Here is a 15,759-nt window from a genome sequence, read left to right as displayed (position 1 = left end):
CGCGCCCGCGCCCGTACGGGGCACCGGTACCGCGCGGCGGGCCGGATCGCCGGGCCGCGACGCGGTGCTCGCGCTGGGGCTGCTCGGCACCGGCATCGCGGGCCTCGCGGCCTTCTCGAAGGCCGCCGCCGAGACGGACGGCGGGCTCCCGGTGGCTCCGGTCGTCGCCCTGGGCGTGCTGCTGCTCGGCGCGCTCCTGGCGAGGTGGAGCCTGGCTCCGAGCCGGCGGCGGGTGCGCGCGCCGGGGCCCGCGGCGTACGCGGAACCGCCCGCGGAGCTGCCCGACGTCGGGGGTGGCGCCCTCGACCACGGTGCGGTCGACGCGGACGGATTCGAGCACACGGTGGCCGCCTTGTGCGCGCGGGACGGCTGCATCTCGGTGGAGGTGGTCGGCGGCGCGGGCGACCTGGGCGCCGACGTCCTCGCGACGACGGCGGACGGGCGGCGGGTGGTGCTCCAGTGCAAGCACTACGCCGAGGACAACCGGGTCGGCTCGCAGGACCTCCAGCGCTTCGGCGGGACCTGCTTCGCGGTCCACGACGCAGACGTCGCCGTCATCGTGACGACCAGTTCCTTCACGGCGCCGGCCGCCGAGTACGCCGACGCCTGCGGGATCGTCCGCGTGGACGGCGAGGGCCTGGCCGCGTGGACCGAACTCGGAGCGCCTCCCCCGTGGGAGCCGGCCGTCGGCGCGCCCGCGCCCGGCACGCCGTCGAGCTGAGGTCGGACGTCGGCCGGAGGGGCGGCCATCGCCCGCCCGCCGCCCTCACCCCAGGGCACGGTCGAGGTTGAAGGCGGCGCTGATCAGGGAGAGGTGGGTGAAGGCCTGGGGGAAATTGCCCAGCTGTTCGCCGGTCGGGCCGATCTCCTCCGCGAACAGCCCGAGGTGGTTGGCGTAGGTGAGCATCTTCTCGAAGGCGAGCCGGGCCTCTTCCAGCCGGCCTGCGCGGGCCAGCGCCTCCACGTACCAGAACGAGCAGATCGAGAAGGTGCCCTCGGGGCCGTGCAGGCCGTCGGGGCTGGCGGTCGGGTCGTAGCGGTACACCAGCGAGTCGGAGACCAGGTCCATGCCGAGCGCGTCCAGGGTGGAGAGCCACTTGGGGTCGGTGGGCGAGACGAACTTGGCCATCGGCATCATCAGGAGCGAGGCGTCCAGCACGTGGTCGTCGAGTCCCTGGACGAACGCCCGCCGCTCGGCCGACCAGCCGCGCCGCATGATCTGCCGGTAGATCGCGTCCCGGGACTCGCGCCAGCGGGGCAGGTCCGCCGGCAGGCCGCGCCGGTTCGCCAGGCGCATCGCGCGCTCCAGCGCCACCCAGCACATCAGCCGCGAGTACACGAAGTTGCGCCGGCCCGCCCTGGTCTCCCACACCCCCTCGTCGGGCTGGTCCCAGTGCTCGCACAGCCAGTCCACCACGGCACCGACCTCGTCCCAGCGGTCGCTGCTGATCGGCTGCCCCCACTTGTCGTAGAGGTAGATGGAGTCGATCAGCGCACCGTAGATGTCCAACTGCAGCTGGCCCGTGGCGGCATTGCCCACCCGGACCGGTCCCGAGCCCAGGTATCCCTCCAGGTGCGCGAGCTCGTACTCGGGCAGTTCGGTGCGCCCGTCGATGCCGTACATGATCTGTAGCGGACCGGTGGCCCCCGTGCCCCGCAGGATGCCCCGCTCCGAGATGAAGCCCATGAACGCCTCGGCCTCCGTGGTGAATCCCAGGCGCAGCATCGCGTAGACGCAGAAGGCGGCGTCGCGGACCCAGACGTAGCGGTAGTCCCAGTTGCGTTCGCCGCCGACCTGCTCGGGCAGGCTGGTCGTCGGTGCCGCGACGATCGCACCGGTCGGCGCGTAGGTGAGCAGCTTCAGCACCAGCGCGGATCGGTTGACCATCTCGCGCCAGCGGCCGTGGTAGCGCGAACCCGCCAGCCAGTTGCGCCAGAACCGGACGGTCGCCTCGGCCTGCTCCTGGGCCTCGGCGCGCGGGCACGACCGGGGCGGGGCGTCGTCGCCGATCCGGTCGAGGGCGAACACGTTGGACTCGCCTTCGAGGAGCTTGAAGTGCGACCACACGTCCAGGCCGTCGGTCTCCAGGGGTGCGGTGGCGGTCAGCGCGAGCGTCAGCGACGGGGAGCGGAACACCGCCGTGCGGCCTTCGAGGTGCGTGGTGTGCGCCTCGGCGCCGTAGCCGAAGCGGGGGGCGATCCGGGCCCGGAAGGGAAGGGTCCCGCGGACGCACAGCACCCGCCGGATCAGCCGGTGCCGGGAGGCTTCGCGCGACTCGTCGACCACCGGCATGAAGTCCTGGATCTCCGCCACGCCGTCCGCGGCGAAGAACCGGGTGATCAGCACGTTGGTGTCGGGGAAGTAGAACTGCCGGGTGCGGGTCGGGACCTCGGCGGCCAACTCGAACGACCCGCCCCGATCGGCGTCGAGGATGGACCCGAAGACGCTGGGCGCGTCGAAGCGCGGGCAGCAGTACCAGTCGATGGTGCCGTTCGTGCCGACCAGGGCTGCTGTGCGCAGATCGCCGATCAGTCCGTGCTCGGAGATCGGGACGTAACGGCCGCCGTCCGACTCCTCGAATCCAGCCGTGCCGAATGCCATACGGGCCTCCCTGCCGCTGCGGCCCGGGCCGGGGAATGGAGCCTTTCCCTCCATGCTAGACCGCTCCTGGCTGCGGGGTCCGGCGGTGCCGTGCGGGCCGGACGGGCGCCGGCCCGCGCGGCGGCGCTACCGCCCCTGTGCGCCGGGGGGCCGGTAGCCGACCTGCTCGACCCGGTGGAGAGCCTCCAGGGTCTCCTCGACCGTCAGCAGGACGGTCGTCTCGAACGAGCGGAGCGCGCCACCGCGGCTGATCGCCAGCGCCACCGCGGCCATCGACACGTTGTCCGGGGCTTCCCACAGGTTGTAGCCGTCGTGCGTGCCGAAGGCGTACCAGAAGCCGTGGAGGCGTCCGCCGACGGACTCGATGTAAGTCCGGGCGGCCTCGGAACGGTCCTCGGGGTGGCCGGTCAGTCTCGCCCAGGTCTCCGGCGTATAGCTGAACCTCGACAGATACAGTGGCATCGCTGCTCCCTTTCGTCCCTCGAAGGGTGCCCGTGCCGCACGCCGGAACCGCGGCGGCGCCACCACACGTCCCCCTTGCGCGCGGACGGACGACCGTCCCGGCCCGCAGCCGATCAGATAGGGGCCGGCTGCGGCCGTGGGGCGGATCACGGAAGGCATCCGGGGGAGCCCGCGCAGGGTCCTCGCTTGACTGGTGGTCGACGCGCCGGGTAAGGAGAGGCTGTTCATTGCGCAAGGTGTGAAACGGGGGACATATGAAGCCGCTCGAGACGGGTGATCCGACCTCGCTCGGCGATGGCCGGTACCGGCTGGTGGGTCGGCTCGGCCAGGGGGGCATGGGTGTCGTCTACCTGGGGCGCTCGCAGTCCGGCCGTGCGGTCGCCGTCAAGGTCGTGCGTCCCGAGCTGAGCACCGAACCGGGGTTCCGGCGCAGGTTCGCCGACGAGGTCGCGGCCGCGCGGCGGGTCGGCGGCTTCCACACCGCGCCGGTGGTCGACGCCGACCCGGACGGGGAGCCGGCCTGGCTGGTCACGGCTTTCGTACCCGGTCCCACCCTGCAAGCAGTCCTCGCGCGCGTCGGATCGCTGCCCCCGGACACCCTGACCGTCCTGGCGGCCGGCCTGGCCGAGGCGCTGGAGGCGATCCACCGGGCGGGAGTGATCCACCGCGATCTCAAGCCCGCCAACATCATCGTCGCGGAGGACGGGCCGCGTGTCATCGATTTCGGCATCGCGCGGGCCCTGGACGGAACGGCCCTGACACAGACCGGCCTGCAGGTCGGCACCCCCGGATTCCTGGCCCCCGAGCAGCTCACCGGCGGTCGGGCGCTCACCCCCGCGGTCGACATGTTCGCCCTGGGGGTGGTGCTCACCCAGGCGGCGGGCGGCGCCCCCTTCGGCGACGGCCCGTCCGCGGCCCGGCACTACAAGGTGGTCTACGAGGAGCCGGACCTGACCGCGGTGCCCGCCGAGCTCCGCGAAGCCATCGGCGCCTGCCTGGCCAAGGATCCGGCCGCGAGGCCCACCCCGGCCGCCTTCCTCGCCTCCCTGACCGTCCGTCACCCGGACGGCGGCTCCTGGCTGCCGGAGGCGGCGACATCGCTGCTCCCACCGCCGGAACCGACGGTTGCGCCGACCGCGCCGGAAGGCCGGCCGGACACCGCGCAGGACCTCCCCGTACCGGACGCCGGCGCCGACGCCGACGGGCCCCCCGGCGCGGAACTCCCCGGGGAGCAGCCGGGGACCGTGACCGGCCCCGCCGTGCGGCTCTCCCCCGTCCCCGCGCCGGTGCCGCAGGCGGCCCCGGGGAAGCCGCGGCGCCGCCGTGCGGCGTTGGCCGCGCTGCTCGTGGCGTCGCTCGCGGCCGCCGGGCTGTTCGTGTGGCAGCCGTGGCGGGACTCGGCGAAGGACGATGCCAAGCCCGGCGCCGCCACACCCACCGGGTCCGCGTCCACCCCTGCCCCGTTCCCGGCCGATCCCCTGCTGATCCGGCAGGACACGGCCCCGGGCTGGCCCGCGACCTGCCACAGCGTCATCGCCCGCCGGGACGCCGCCGCGGAGAAGCCCGTGCAGCTCATCGCCGGGGGCGCGGGCGCGTGCGACATGCTGCCCCAGTGGTCCCCCGACCGCAGGTCCTTCGCGTTCACCCGCAGTACCTCCGAGGGCACGGCCGTCTGGACGGCCAACGCCGACGGTTCGAACGCGCGGCGGATCACCTCCGTCGCCGGCGGCCGGGTTTCCTGGTCGCCGGACGGCAGCCGGCTCGCCGTGCTGCGCACGAAGGACGGGGTGCAGCAGTTGTTCGTGGTCGTCGTCGCCGACGGCACCGTCCGCCAGCTCACGTCGGGCCAGGGCCCGGTCGAGGATCCCGCGTGGTCGCCGGACGGCAGGAGCATCGCGGTCTGCCTGCAGACGGAGCCCGAGAACTGGCAGATCCACGTGGTCGACCCGGACGATCCGAACCGCGCCCCGCAGCAGGTGACCCGGCTGCCCCATCCGGCACTCGACCCGGTGTGGTCGCCCGACGGCACCACCTTCGCCTACACGGCCGGGACCTACGGCACGGGGACTCAGGGCGACATCCGCCTCGTGGACGCCGACGGCAGTGACGATCGTGAGCTGGTCGCGGGCGGCGCCCACGAGATGGACCCCGCCTGGTCCGCCGACGGCACCTGGGTGGCCTTCGTCCGCGGCACGTACGAGAAGCCCGTGGTCTGGGCCGTGCGCGCGGACAAGACAGGCGAGCGCGCGCTCACCGCCGGCGGCGCGGCCGAGGGGCACCCCTCCTGGCGCTGAGGGCGGCCGGCCCGGCGTCCGGCCCCGCCACCCGTCACCGCTTCACCGCCCGCGGGGGGGGCTTGCGTCAGGGGGCGGGGGCGGGGGCGGGGCCGCTCGTCGCGCTCACCCAGGTGCCGCCCTTGACTCCGTACACCGTCAGGGTGCGGTTGACGGTGTCGCCGTTCGCGTCGAAGGCGACGCGGCCCGTGACGCCGTCGAAGGCGAGCCGCGCGACGGCCTGCGGCATCGCCGCCCGGGCGTCGGACGGCAGGGTGCCGTCGTTGGCCGTCACGATCGCCTTCACCGCCTCGATGACGGCCCAGGTCGCGTCGTACGCGTAGGGGCCGTACCAGCCGGCCGCCTCCGGGTAGCCGGCCTTCCGGTACCGGGAGAGGAAGTCCTGCCCGGCCGCCGATTCCTCGGCGGGCACCCCGATGTTGGTGGCGAGGTCGCCCTCGGCCTTGGGGTTGGTCGTGAGGTACTGCTGGTCGAAGATGCCGTCACCGCCCATCACGGGGGCGGTCACCCCCGCCTGCTTGAGCTGCTGGGAGAGCGGCGCCGCGGTGTCGTGGTAGCCGCCGAAGTAGACGGCGTCGGCGCCCGAGGACCGCACCCTCTCGGCGAGGCCGGCGAAGGCGCGTTCCGCGGGATCGACCTGCTCGGTGCCGACGACGGTGCCGCCGAGCCGGGTGAACTCGGCCGTGAAGCCTGAGGTGAGCGTGGTGCCGTGGGCGCCGGCGTCGTCGACGACGTAGAGCTTGGTCTTCTTCAGCCGGCCGTGCAGGTACCGGGCGGCGAACGGCCCCTGGTCGACGTCCGTGGCGACGGTACGGAAGTAGGTGGAGTGGGGACGGGACGTGGTGCCTGCCGCCCAGTCGGGGCCGAGCGTCAGAACGGGGTCGGTGTTGCCCGGTGAGACGTTGACGACGCCCGCCTGCGCGAGCGGCGCCACCATGGTCCGGGCGACACCGGAGTTGAGGGGTCCGACGACTCCCAGCACCCGGTCGTCGGAGACGAACCGGGCGGCGTTGGGCGCGCCCTTGGCCGGGTCCGCCCCGTCGTCCAGGGCCTTGATCTCGAAGGTGACGCCGGGGACGTGCCCGGTCTCGTTGGCGGTCGCGACCGCCAGGTCGGCGGAGTTCTTGACACCGGCGCCCATGGCGGACAGCCCGCCGCTGAGGGGGGCGTCCACCCCGATGACCACGGTGGCCGAGGAGGCCTTGGAGCCGCTGGCGGGCGCCCTGCCGCGGGATGTGTCGTCGTCCTGGGTGAGTGCCCAGGTCAGGACGGAGCCTGTGGCGAGGGTGGCCAGTGCCGTGCCCAGGATGACGGAGCGCCGGGTGAGGGACCGCTTGGGGGCCGATGCCCGCTCCCGGTCCTTCCCGTGCTCGAGCGTGACCGGGTCTTCGGCCGGGGGCGCGGGCGGATACGTCGGGCGGTCCGGGACGGGACTACCGGCCATGTCGGAGCCGGACCCCGCGTCCAGGACCGTACGGGTCCGCTCCGGCGACGCGTCCGGTGCCGGTGTGGGTGTCGGTGTGGGTGTCGGTGTCGTCCTCGGATCGGGGGCGGGCGTGGGTGCGGGCCTGGGTGCGGGGGTGGCGTCCGCGTCGGTGTCGTAGCCCGCCCCGTCTCCGGGGGGTGCGTCGGCGCCGGTGGCGCAGGACGCCAGCACGGACGCGAGCATCTCGGCGGCTTCCGCCGCACCGACGCGCTGCGCCGGGTCCTTGGCGAGGAGCGCGTCCAGTACGGGCGCCAGCGGGCCGGCATGGACCGGCGGCCGGTGCGGGCGGGTGAACACGGCCACGGCAAGGGCGTGGAGCCCTTCCACGTCGAACGGCGGGCATCCCTCGACCGCGTGGTAGAGGGTGGCTCCGAGCGCCCACAGGTCGTTCGCGGGGGTCGGCCGCTTGCCCTCGAGCTGCTCCGGCGGCATGTACTGCGGCGTGCCGATGACGATCCCGGTGTGGCTCAGCCTGGTCGTGGCGTCGGCGAGGTGGGCGATGCCGAAGTCGGTGAGGACCACGCGGTCCTTGGTCAGGAGCACGTTGTCCGGTTTGATGTCCCGGTGGACGATCCGTGCCCGGTGCGCTTCGGCCAGGGCGTCGAGCATGGCGGCCCCGATCTCGGCCACCCGCCGCACGGGCAGTCGGCCCCGGCTGCGGATGGCCGCGGCCAGGGACTGCCCGCGGATGAGCTCCATCACGATGACGGGGGCGCCGTCGTGCTCGACGACGTCATGGATGGTGATGATCCCGGGGTGGCTGATAGTGACCGCTGCGCGGGCCTCGCCGGTGAACCGCCGAAGCAGCGCCGCGCGGTCGCCGTCGTCCATGCCCGGAGGGAAGAGGATTTCCTTGACGGCAACTTCGCGCCCGAAAAGTTGCTGGTCCCGCCCACGCCAGACCCGGCCCATACCGCCTTGGCCAATGCGTTCGACCAGCTGGTAGCGGCCGGCGATGAGTTCGGGATTCTGCTCGGTCACGCGCACACTCTAGATCCTGGGGGGCCGATCAGGTGACGAAAGAATGGCCTGATCACCCCCCACTGCACTGCTACGGCACCGCCGGCACCGCTCCTGCGGCCCGCCGGGCGGAGCGGAACAGGACGCAGCCGGCCGTCACCTGTCGGGGCAGAGGTCTTCCCATGCCCGGGTGAGGGGGTAGGGGCGCTCTGCGGGGAGCAGCCGCTGAGCCTTGGCGGCATGCCCGGTCTGTAGCAGGGTGGCGGCTTTGCGGACTTGAGGCGTGAGGTCGGTGAGGCTGACGATCCAGTCGTCGGTGAACGTACGGATCAGGTGCCGGCCGATGCCGACCTGGATGCTGTAGTGGTTCAGCGCCGCCCCGCGGGACGACCGTTCCGGATCCCATTGGACGTGTACGGGTGCGTGCGCGAGGGCCGCCGGGTCCGCGGTCGTGAGCACGGCCCGGGACAGGGCCTCCTCCCAGCCGTGGCGGGTGATCCGCACCCCGAGGATGCGCTCCTGGCCCGGTTTGCGGGCCCAGTTGCTGCGGTGCATGAGCCACAGGAACGAGGGCTTGATCCACGTCATCCGGTGGAAGGAGAACGGAGCGGTGAAGCGGCCCGCTCGCAGCGCCGCGTCCGCGATGGCGGGACTGTACGCCTGGTAGACCACGATCGTGCGGGCATCGTAGTCGGCGCGGATCTGGTACTGGGATGCCACGCGACGTACCCTGCCGAACGCTCCACGCGCATCGCAATCCATTTCTCCGCCGCCGGCGGCGAACGGCCGGGCAGGAAGCGGGCGGGCGGGAAGGGAGGCGGGCGGGCGGGCGGGCTCCGGCGGGCGGTCGCGGGGCCGACGGAGCCCGCTGCCGCGGGGGTTGCGCCGTTCGTCAGTTCCGGGTGTCCGTCAGTTCCACGGGGGTCGACGGGGAAGCCGTGCGCTGGTGGGGGACGGGGGTGTGCGGGAGCGGCGTCACGGCTTCGTCGCGCTGGAGGGCGATCGTGTGGGTCGGGGCCGGGATCGAGATCCCCTCCGAGCGGAAGCGCTGGTGCAGGCGCTTGATGAACTCGTGCTTGATCCGGTACTGGTCGCTGAACTCGCCGACGCCCAGGATCACCGTGAAGTTGATGCGCGAGTCCGCGAACGTGTGGAAGCGGACGGCTCCTTCGTGGTCGGGGACCGCTCCGTTGATGTCGGCCATCACGCCGTCGACGACCTCGAGGGTCACCCGCTCGACGTGCTCCAGGTCGCTCTCGTAGCCCACCCCCGCCTGGACCATGATCGAGAACTGCTGTTCCGGCTGGGTGAAGTTGGTCATGTTCGTCCGTGCGAGACGCCCGTTGGGGATGATGACCAGGTTGTTGGACAGGTTGCGCACCACGGTGTTGCGCCAGTTGATGTCGACGACGTAGCCCTCCTCGCCGCTGGTCAGCCGGATGTAGTCACCGGGCTGCACGGTCTTCGAGGCGAGGATGTGCACACCGGCGAAGAGGTTGGCGAGGGTGTCCTGCAGGGCCAGCGCCACCGCCAGGCCTCCCACGCCGAGCGCGGTGACCAGGGGCGCGATGGACACGCCGAGGGTCTCCAGGGCGACGAGGACGCCCATCACGAGGACCACGATGCGCGTGATGTTGACGAAGATGGAGGCCGAGGCGGCCACTGCGGCCCGCGTCCCCGCCACCGACTGCACGAGGCCGGCGACGACGCGTGCCGTGCTGAGCGTGGCGATGAGGATGAGCAGCGCGGTCAGGGACTGGTTGACGAAGCCCGAGACGCGCGCGGTGAGCGGCAGGGTGGTGGCGGCCACCGCGGCGCCCGCGATGAGCGCGGCGCCCGGGGCGATGGTGCGCAGCGCGTCGACGATGATGTCGTCGCCGCGCCAGCGGGTCCGCTCGGCGTGTCGGCCCAGCCACCGCAGGAGGGTGCGCAGCAGCAGTCCGGCCGCGGCGCCCGCCGCCAGGGCGATACCCGCGACGAGCCAGTCGTGGAGGACGAGATCCCGGTTCAACGGACCCCCTCCGTCGCGCGGCGCCGGCCCGGGGGTGTGGCGGCGGACGCCGCCGGCCGTCGTATGAGGTGTGTCGTCACCTTGTCACCTGTCAGTTCGTCGTGCTGTAGGCCGCGTTCGGGCGTGTGTACGCATCCGGAACGGGCTGCCATCCTGCCCCATGACGGGGTGGCCCGCCGCAGGCGGGGCCACGTGCTGGGCCGTGCGCCGGGCCCCGCGTGGGGCCGCGGGCGGGCGGCGGGCACGGCGTCGACTACCGCCGCACGGCGGCGTGTTCCAGTACGGCGCGGACTTCCGAGGCGATCGCGCTCTCGTTGTGTTCGAACTCGGGACCGGTCAGCAGTTGGGGGTCGGCGGGCAGGCCCGTGAGCACGGGGGTGTGGAGGTGGCCGCCGGGCAGGTGCGGGGCGAGTTCGGCGCGCAGCCGGTTGGAGCGGTAGGCGACCTCGTTGGACAGGTAGCCTCCTCCGCCGCCCGCGACGGCGCGGGAGCCGGGCGTCGGGCCGTCGGCCCGGTCGACCGGGGCCGTGGCGCCCGCGGGGATCTCGGTCACCTCGCTGTTGAGGAGGACGGGATACGGGGTCTGGACGGCCGCGGTCACCGCGCCGGCGGGAAGCGTGGTGCGGATGAACTCGGGGCCCGGGCCGAGGCCGGGGGCCGTCACGGGACGTTCGCGGGTACCTCCGGAGAGGGCGCGCGCGTTGTCGGGGTAGGGGTCGGCGGACCGGGCCCGGCCCGCCCAGTCCTCCAGGGTGAAGATGCCGGGGTAGCCCTGGCTGACGGTGGTGATGATGTCGGCCGGGGCGGGGCCGGCCAGGTGCGGGGTGAACGCCCGCTCCACGATGCCGGCGTCGAAGTCGGCGTACCGCACGGGCAGGACGACGGCGCGGATCTCGGCCACGGTGCCGTCGGCGAGGGTGATGCGGCGTCCGTTGAGCAGGAGGGCCGCCGAACCGGACGGGTTGGCGCGGCGGATCTCCGCGTCGAGTCCGAAGGGGTCGAACCCGCTGATGAAGATCCTCCGTACGCCGGGTGCCGGCCGGAAGGCGTTGCCGGTGAGGCCGCGGGAGGCGTCCTCCAGGCGGGCGCGGAGTGCCGCCTTGTCGGCGGGGAACTCCGGCTGCCAGCGGGCGAGTGCGGCGGTCATGCCGAGGCGTGCCCAGTACAGCGGCCGGTCGTCCCCGGCGGCGAGGTCTCCTCCGGCGCGCTGGCCCTGGGCCCGCCGTACGGAGGCCTGCCAGAGGGCCTGGCCCCAGGAGTCCAGGAGTCGTTCGGCCTCGGTGCGGCTGCGCGTGGTGCACAGGGCGGCGGGGAATCGTCGTACGAAGTCGGCGAGGCCGGCGCGCTCGACGAGGGCGCCGGTACGGGGGTCCGCGAGCCGTGACTGTTCGGCGTCGAGCGGTACGGAGGCCGGCGGGCGGCAGGCGGCCGCGCCGTCGTCGTCGGCGGCGTGCGCGGGTGGGGCGACCGTGAGGGGGAGGACGGTGGCGAGGAGGGCGGCGGCCGATGCCGCACGACGTAAAAGCATCATGCGATGTGACATTACATAGGCGCCTCCACCGTCACCAGGCACACCGGCCGCAGTCGTCAGGACTGGCTCAACTCCACTGCCCGCGCGTCCGGTTCGGCGTCCATCGCCGCCCCGTACGTCTTGCGCACACACCCGCGACGCAGGCGCCCGCCACCAGGCCAAACTGGTGATCGATTTTCGGCCGCCGTGTGGGTATGATCCCCGGCAGCAAGGCCGTAGCGCAGAGGTCGTCGCGCCCACGCATCGAGCTGGAGGACGTCGGTTCGAATCCGACCGGTCTTGCGTCTACTTCAGCAACATCCGCAGCAATCGTCTTCTTTCAAGTCGTGATGGACGCCGGGCACCGGCGAAGGAAACCGGTGGAGTGGTGATGACACAGCCGACACCCGTACGGTGCCCCGCGATCGAGCACCCCGACCTGCCGCCGGCCGACCCGGCCGGCCTCGACCCGCTGCTCGCCCGGCTCGCCGCGGACCGGCCCGTCGAGACCGACGAGGCCTTCCCGCTCGGCACCCTGCGCGCCGACGGCCGCGTCGACCTCTGCAAGCAGGGCCTCGGCCCGGCCGGTGCGGCCCGGCTGCTCCCGGCCGCGGCCGCCTCCCCGCACGCCACCCACCTGCTGCTGGGCACCAACGCCATCGCTGACACCGGCGCCCGCACCCTGGCCGAGGCCCTCACCGCCGACGGCCACGGGCTGCGCACCCTCTACCTCGGCTGCAACCGGATCGGCCCCGACGGCCTGGGCGCCCTCGCGGGCGCGCTCACCGCCGACACGACCGTCCGCGCCCTGTGGCTCAAGCGGAACCCGCTCCACGGGGAAGGCGCCCGCATTCTGGCCGCGCTGCTGCGCCGCAACACTGCGCTGCGCACCCTCGACCTGGTCAACACCGGGATCGGAGCCGACGGCGTGCGCCTCCTGCTCGACGCCCTGCTGGAGCGCGAGCAGCCCCTGGAACGGCTCTTCCTCGGCGGCAACGGCCTCGGGCCCGACGCTGCACCGCTGCTGGCCGACCTGATCCGGGTGGCCGGCGTGCGGGAGCTGTACGTGCCCGCCAACCACCTCGGCGACGAGGGCGCCGCGGCCCTCGCCGCCGCCGCGGCCCACTCCGCGCGCCCGGTCCGCCTCGGCCTCGGCGGCAACGGGATCGGCCCCGCCGGAGCGCACGCGCTGGCCGCGTCCCTCGGCGGCATCGAAACCCTCGACCTCGGCCGGACCCTGTCCGAGCGCAGCCTCGGGGCTCCCGGCAACGACCCCGGCGACGAAGGCGCGTACGCCCTGGCAGCCGCCCTCCCCGGCAGCCCCCTGCGCCGGCTGGAACTGCGCCACACCGGCCTGACGGGGCGCGGTGCGAAGAGCCTCCTGGCGGCGGTGCGCGACGACAGCCGGCTGGAGTACGTCGGACTGGGCCCCGGACTCCCCCGCCGCGTCAAACGCTCCTTCACCGAACGGCTGCGCCCCGCCCGGGCCGCGCACCCCGACGTGCGAGCCATCGGCAGCGTGTACCGGTGAGCCTGGCGAACGCGGTACTCGCCGGCGGCTTCACGGCGCAGGACGCCTCCGCCTGGCAGCGGATCCGCCGCCACGCCGTGCCCGGCTGGATGATCGAGCAGGCCACCGCGCACCGGCTGGCCGGCGACTGGCGGGCGGCCTGCGCGGCCGCCGCCGTGGACGTCGGCTTCGAGCTGCCCGACATCGAGGCCCGCTACGGCCCCGCCGTGGCCGAGGCGGCGGCCGAGGACCTGCGCCACCTCGCCCCGGACCTGCTGCGCTGGCACCTGCCCCGCCTCCTGGGCGGCCGCACCACCATCGCCACCGATCTGCGGATCGTGCTCGCCACCTACGACGGCCCCGGTGGGCCGGCGCTGTCGGTCACCACACCCCTCATGAGCGAGGGCCCGCAGCGGCTGCGCCTGCACTGCGCGCCTGTCACCCCCGAGTACAACAAGTACACGGGACGTGGTTTCGTCCCCGAGGACTGGACCTCGATCCGGCCGTTCTGGGACGCGCGCCGCGCACCCGAGCTGGGCGCGCGTTTCGCCGAACCGGACGGCCTCGCCGAGCGGATCGCCCGGCTGCGGGCCGCGGGTGACACCGTCGGCGCCTTCGAGGCCGCGGGCATCACCTGCGACCTGACCGTGCCCACCGCGCGGGAGTACCAGCGTCCGGCGGACCCGAAGGCCCTCCTGGCGCAGCTGCCCGTCGACCTCACCCGGCTCGCGCCGGAGGCGGTGCGGCTCGTGGCGGCCGGGGCGGGCGACCGGTACCGGATCCCGGTGGACTGGCGCTGCTCCCTCCTGCTGGAACCCGGCGGTACCGGTGCGCTCCTGGCCCGCGTCATCGAACCGGTGGAGGCTGCCACCGTCCCGCTGCTGCCCCGGTACGCCTGGCAGCGCCTCCCCGATGCGGAACTGGTACGGACCGGCCGGATCTCCCCGCGCGAGCTGCATCCGCTGGTGGCGGCCGCGCTGTTCCCCGAGGCCGGCCCGGCCGTCGGCCCACCCGGCCCCGACGCGGGCGGGCCCGTACGGGTGCGCTGTCGCGGCGGGTGGCACGAGGTGCGTTCGCGGGACGGCGTACTGGAGGTGCCGCACACCCCGCAGGAGCAGCAACGGGAGCGTGCGATGCGGGCGTTCGGCGGGGCGGTCTCGGGATGCTTCGCCGTCCAGCAGATCTGGACCACGGGCGAGGGGCGGCTGCCGCGCGGCCTCCGGGCCCAGCGGCAGGAGCTGTTCCTGCGCGTCCAGCACGGCGACACCCCCGGTGTGCTGGCGCTCCTGGACGCCGGGGTGGACCCCCGGATCCGGGACGGCCGCCACCGCGGGCTGCTGCACGGACTCCACCTCCTCGACCACGAGGTGCTGCTGCCGCGGCTGCTGGATGCCGGACTCGACCTGGAGTCGCGGGACAAGACGGACCGCACCCCGCTGCTGTCGGCGGTGCACTGGGGCGGTTCGGCGGACCTGGTGAGGGCCCTGCTGGCGGCGGGCGCGCGGATCGACGTCCTTGACGAGATGGAACTGTCGCTGTCCCAGGAGATCCGCCGCTACCGGCGGACCGACCTCGCGTTCCTCCGGGACCGCGTCGACGAGGAGTTCCCCGGCATCGGCGCCGACTGGTTCGACGAGCACATGGAGTACCGGGAGGAAGAAGAGGACGAGAAGGACGACGCGTGAGCGCGCGTGCGCATGCGAACGGGTCACAGCCCGCCGGGGCACAGCCGGCCGGGGCGCAGCCCGCCGGGGCCCTGGCCGCCGCCGACGCCCTGGGCGCCCGGCTGGGCGCCACCCGTACCGAGCCCGCCACCAACGCCCAACTGGAGGCGCTGGCTCTGGCCGTGACGGCCAATCAGCCCGTCCTGCTGTGGGGTGAGCCCGGCATCGGCAAGTCCGCCGGCATGGAGCAGCTCGCCACCGCGCTCGGCGTACCGCTGGAGACCGTCATCGCCAGCGTCCACGAACCCTCCGACTTCTCCGGACTGCCCATCGTCGGCGACGACCCCGCCGCCACCGGCGTTCCCATGGCGCCGCCGGACTGGGCGGTGCGCCTCGCCCGCACCGGCCACGGGCTGCTGTTCTTCGACGAGCTGTCCTCCGCCCCGCCGGCCGTGCAGGCGGCCCTGCTGCGCGTGGTCCTGGAGCGCCGGGTCGGCAGCCTGCGACTCCCGGCGGCCGTGCGGATCGTCGCCGCGGCCAACCCGCCCGCGAGTGCCGCGGACGGCTGGCACCTCAGCCCACCGCTCGCCAACCGCTTCGTCCACCTCGACTGGACGCACAACCCCCGCACCGTGGCCCGCGGCATGGCCGGCACCTGGCCCGAGGTGGCGATCCCCACCGTCGATCCCGGCAGGGCTTCCGGGGCCGTCGCCCGCGCCCGCGGCGCCGTGTCCGGCTTCCTCACCGCCCGGCCGGGCCTGGTCCACCACATGCCGGCCGAGGCAGCCGGGCGGGGCCGCGGCTGGCCGTCGCCCCGTACCTGGGAGATGGCCCTGAGGCTGCTGGCCACCGGGTACGCGGCCTCGACGGGGCGGGAAGCGCTGGCCGCGGCGCTCACCGGCGCCGTCGGCGAGGCCGCCGGGATCGAGCTGCTCTCCTATCTCGAACACCTCGACCTGCCGGACCCCGACCGGGTACTGGCCGATCCCGATGCCTTCGCCCTGCCCGAGCGCGGCGACCGGCAGCTGGCCTTCCTCATCGCCGTGGTCGCGGCCGTGCAGAGCGAGCTCACGCGCCCCCGTTGGGAGGCGGCCTGGGCGGTCCTCGCCAAGGCCGTGGACGCGGGCGTGCCGGACGTCGCCGCCCGCGCCGCCGCGGACCTCGCCGCCATGCGCGACCTCGACTGGCCGGTGCCCGCCGGCATCGACGCCTTCGTGGAACTGCTCCAGCTGTCCGGCGCGCTGCCGGGCGGCGGCTGAG

The 15,759-nt window shown here is 74.0% G+C and carries 11 protein-coding genes and 1 pseudogene; 6 read left to right on the top strand and 6 right to left on the bottom strand.

The annotated features are described in order from the left end of the window. On the top strand, positions 1-721 hold a 721-nt coding region (locus AVW11_RS21570; RefSeq protein WP_420856388.1), incomplete at its 5' end, for a restriction endonuclease. 45 nt (positions 722-766) lie between these two features. Here AVW11_RS21570 and AVW11_RS21565 read toward each other — a convergent pair. Together AVW11_RS21565 and AVW11_RS21560 are read right to left on the bottom strand one after the other, a co-directional pair. Further along, positions 767-2,602, bottom strand: a complete 1,836-nt coding sequence (locus tag AVW11_RS21565) for a glycoside hydrolase family 15 protein (RefSeq protein WP_030850626.1) — start codon at positions 2,600-2,602, stop codon at positions 767-769. 126 nt (positions 2,603-2,728) lie between these two features. After that, the gene (locus AVW11_RS21560; RefSeq protein WP_030850629.1) at positions 2,729-3,064 is read right to left on the bottom strand and encodes a GYD domain-containing protein; all 336 of its coding nucleotides are present in this window, start codon (positions 3,062-3,064) and stop codon (positions 2,729-2,731) included. 254 nt (positions 3,065-3,318) lie between these two features. Here AVW11_RS21560 and AVW11_RS21555 point away from each other — a divergent pair, with 254 nt between their 5' ends. Continuing rightward, the gene (locus AVW11_RS21555; RefSeq protein ID WP_076045392.1) at positions 3,319-5,358 is read left to right on the top strand and encodes a protein kinase domain-containing protein; all 2,040 of its coding nucleotides are present in this window, start codon (positions 3,319-3,321) and stop codon (positions 5,356-5,358) included. Positions 5,359-5,425: 67 nt separating this feature from the next. Here AVW11_RS21555 and AVW11_RS35965 read toward each other — a convergent pair whose 3' ends face one another. The 4 genes from AVW11_RS35965 to AVW11_RS21530 form a co-directional block, all read right to left on the bottom strand. After that, positions 5,426-7,825 carry a bifunctional serine/threonine-protein kinase/ABC transporter substrate-binding protein gene (locus AVW11_RS35965; RefSeq protein ID WP_143568877.1) on the bottom strand — a complete coding sequence of 800 codons (2,400 nt, stop codon included), beginning with the start codon at positions 7,823-7,825 and terminating at the stop codon, positions 5,426-5,428. A gap of 135 nt (positions 7,826-7,960) precedes the next feature. Then, the gene (locus tag AVW11_RS21540) at positions 7,961-8,524 is read right to left on the bottom strand and encodes a DUF4291 domain-containing protein (RefSeq protein WP_076045390.1); all 564 of its coding nucleotides are present in this window, start codon (positions 8,522-8,524) and stop codon (positions 7,961-7,963) included. A gap of 172 nt (positions 8,525-8,696) precedes the next feature. Continuing rightward, entirely contained in the window at positions 8,697-9,815 is a 1,119-nt protein-coding gene (locus AVW11_RS21535; protein WP_030850641.1) for a mechanosensitive ion channel family protein, read from the bottom strand. A 253-nt stretch (positions 9,816-10,068) separates the two neighbouring features. Continuing rightward, positions 10,069-11,346: a hypothetical protein gene (locus AVW11_RS21530; protein ID WP_079250725.1), complete on the bottom strand. Its 1,278-nt coding sequence runs from the start codon at positions 11,344-11,346 to the stop codon at positions 10,069-10,071. Between the two features lie 209 nt (positions 11,347-11,555). Between AVW11_RS21530 and AVW11_RS37465 the strand changes: the two are divergent. The 4 genes and pseudogenes from AVW11_RS37465 (at position 11,556) to AVW11_RS21515 (ending at position 15,758) form a co-directional block, all read left to right on the top strand. After that, positions 11,556-11,628, top strand: a pseudogene (locus AVW11_RS37465). 88 nt (positions 11,629-11,716) lie between these two features. Next, entirely contained in the window at positions 11,717-12,856 is a 1,140-nt protein-coding gene (locus tag AVW11_RS21525) for a leucine-rich repeat domain-containing protein (RefSeq protein WP_076045402.1), read from the top strand. Beyond that, entirely contained in the window at positions 12,853-14,520 is a 1,668-nt protein-coding gene (locus AVW11_RS21520; protein ID WP_240528227.1) for an ankyrin repeat domain-containing protein, read from the top strand. The genes AVW11_RS21525 and AVW11_RS21520 overlap by 4 nt, the downstream gene beginning before the upstream one ends. 71 nt (positions 14,521-14,591) lie before the next feature. Further along, positions 14,592-15,758, top strand: coding sequence for an AAA family ATPase (locus tag AVW11_RS21515; protein WP_076045398.1), 1,167 nt, complete (start codon positions 14,592-14,594; stop codon positions 15,756-15,758). Position 15,759 lies beyond the last annotated feature (1 nt).

The sequence above is a fragment of the Streptomyces amritsarensis genome, assembly GCF_001953875.1.
GTDB lineage: Bacteria > Actinomycetota > Actinomycetes > Streptomycetales > Streptomycetaceae > Streptomyces > Streptomyces amritsarensis.
This window is presented reverse-complemented; position numbering and strand designations above follow the sequence as displayed.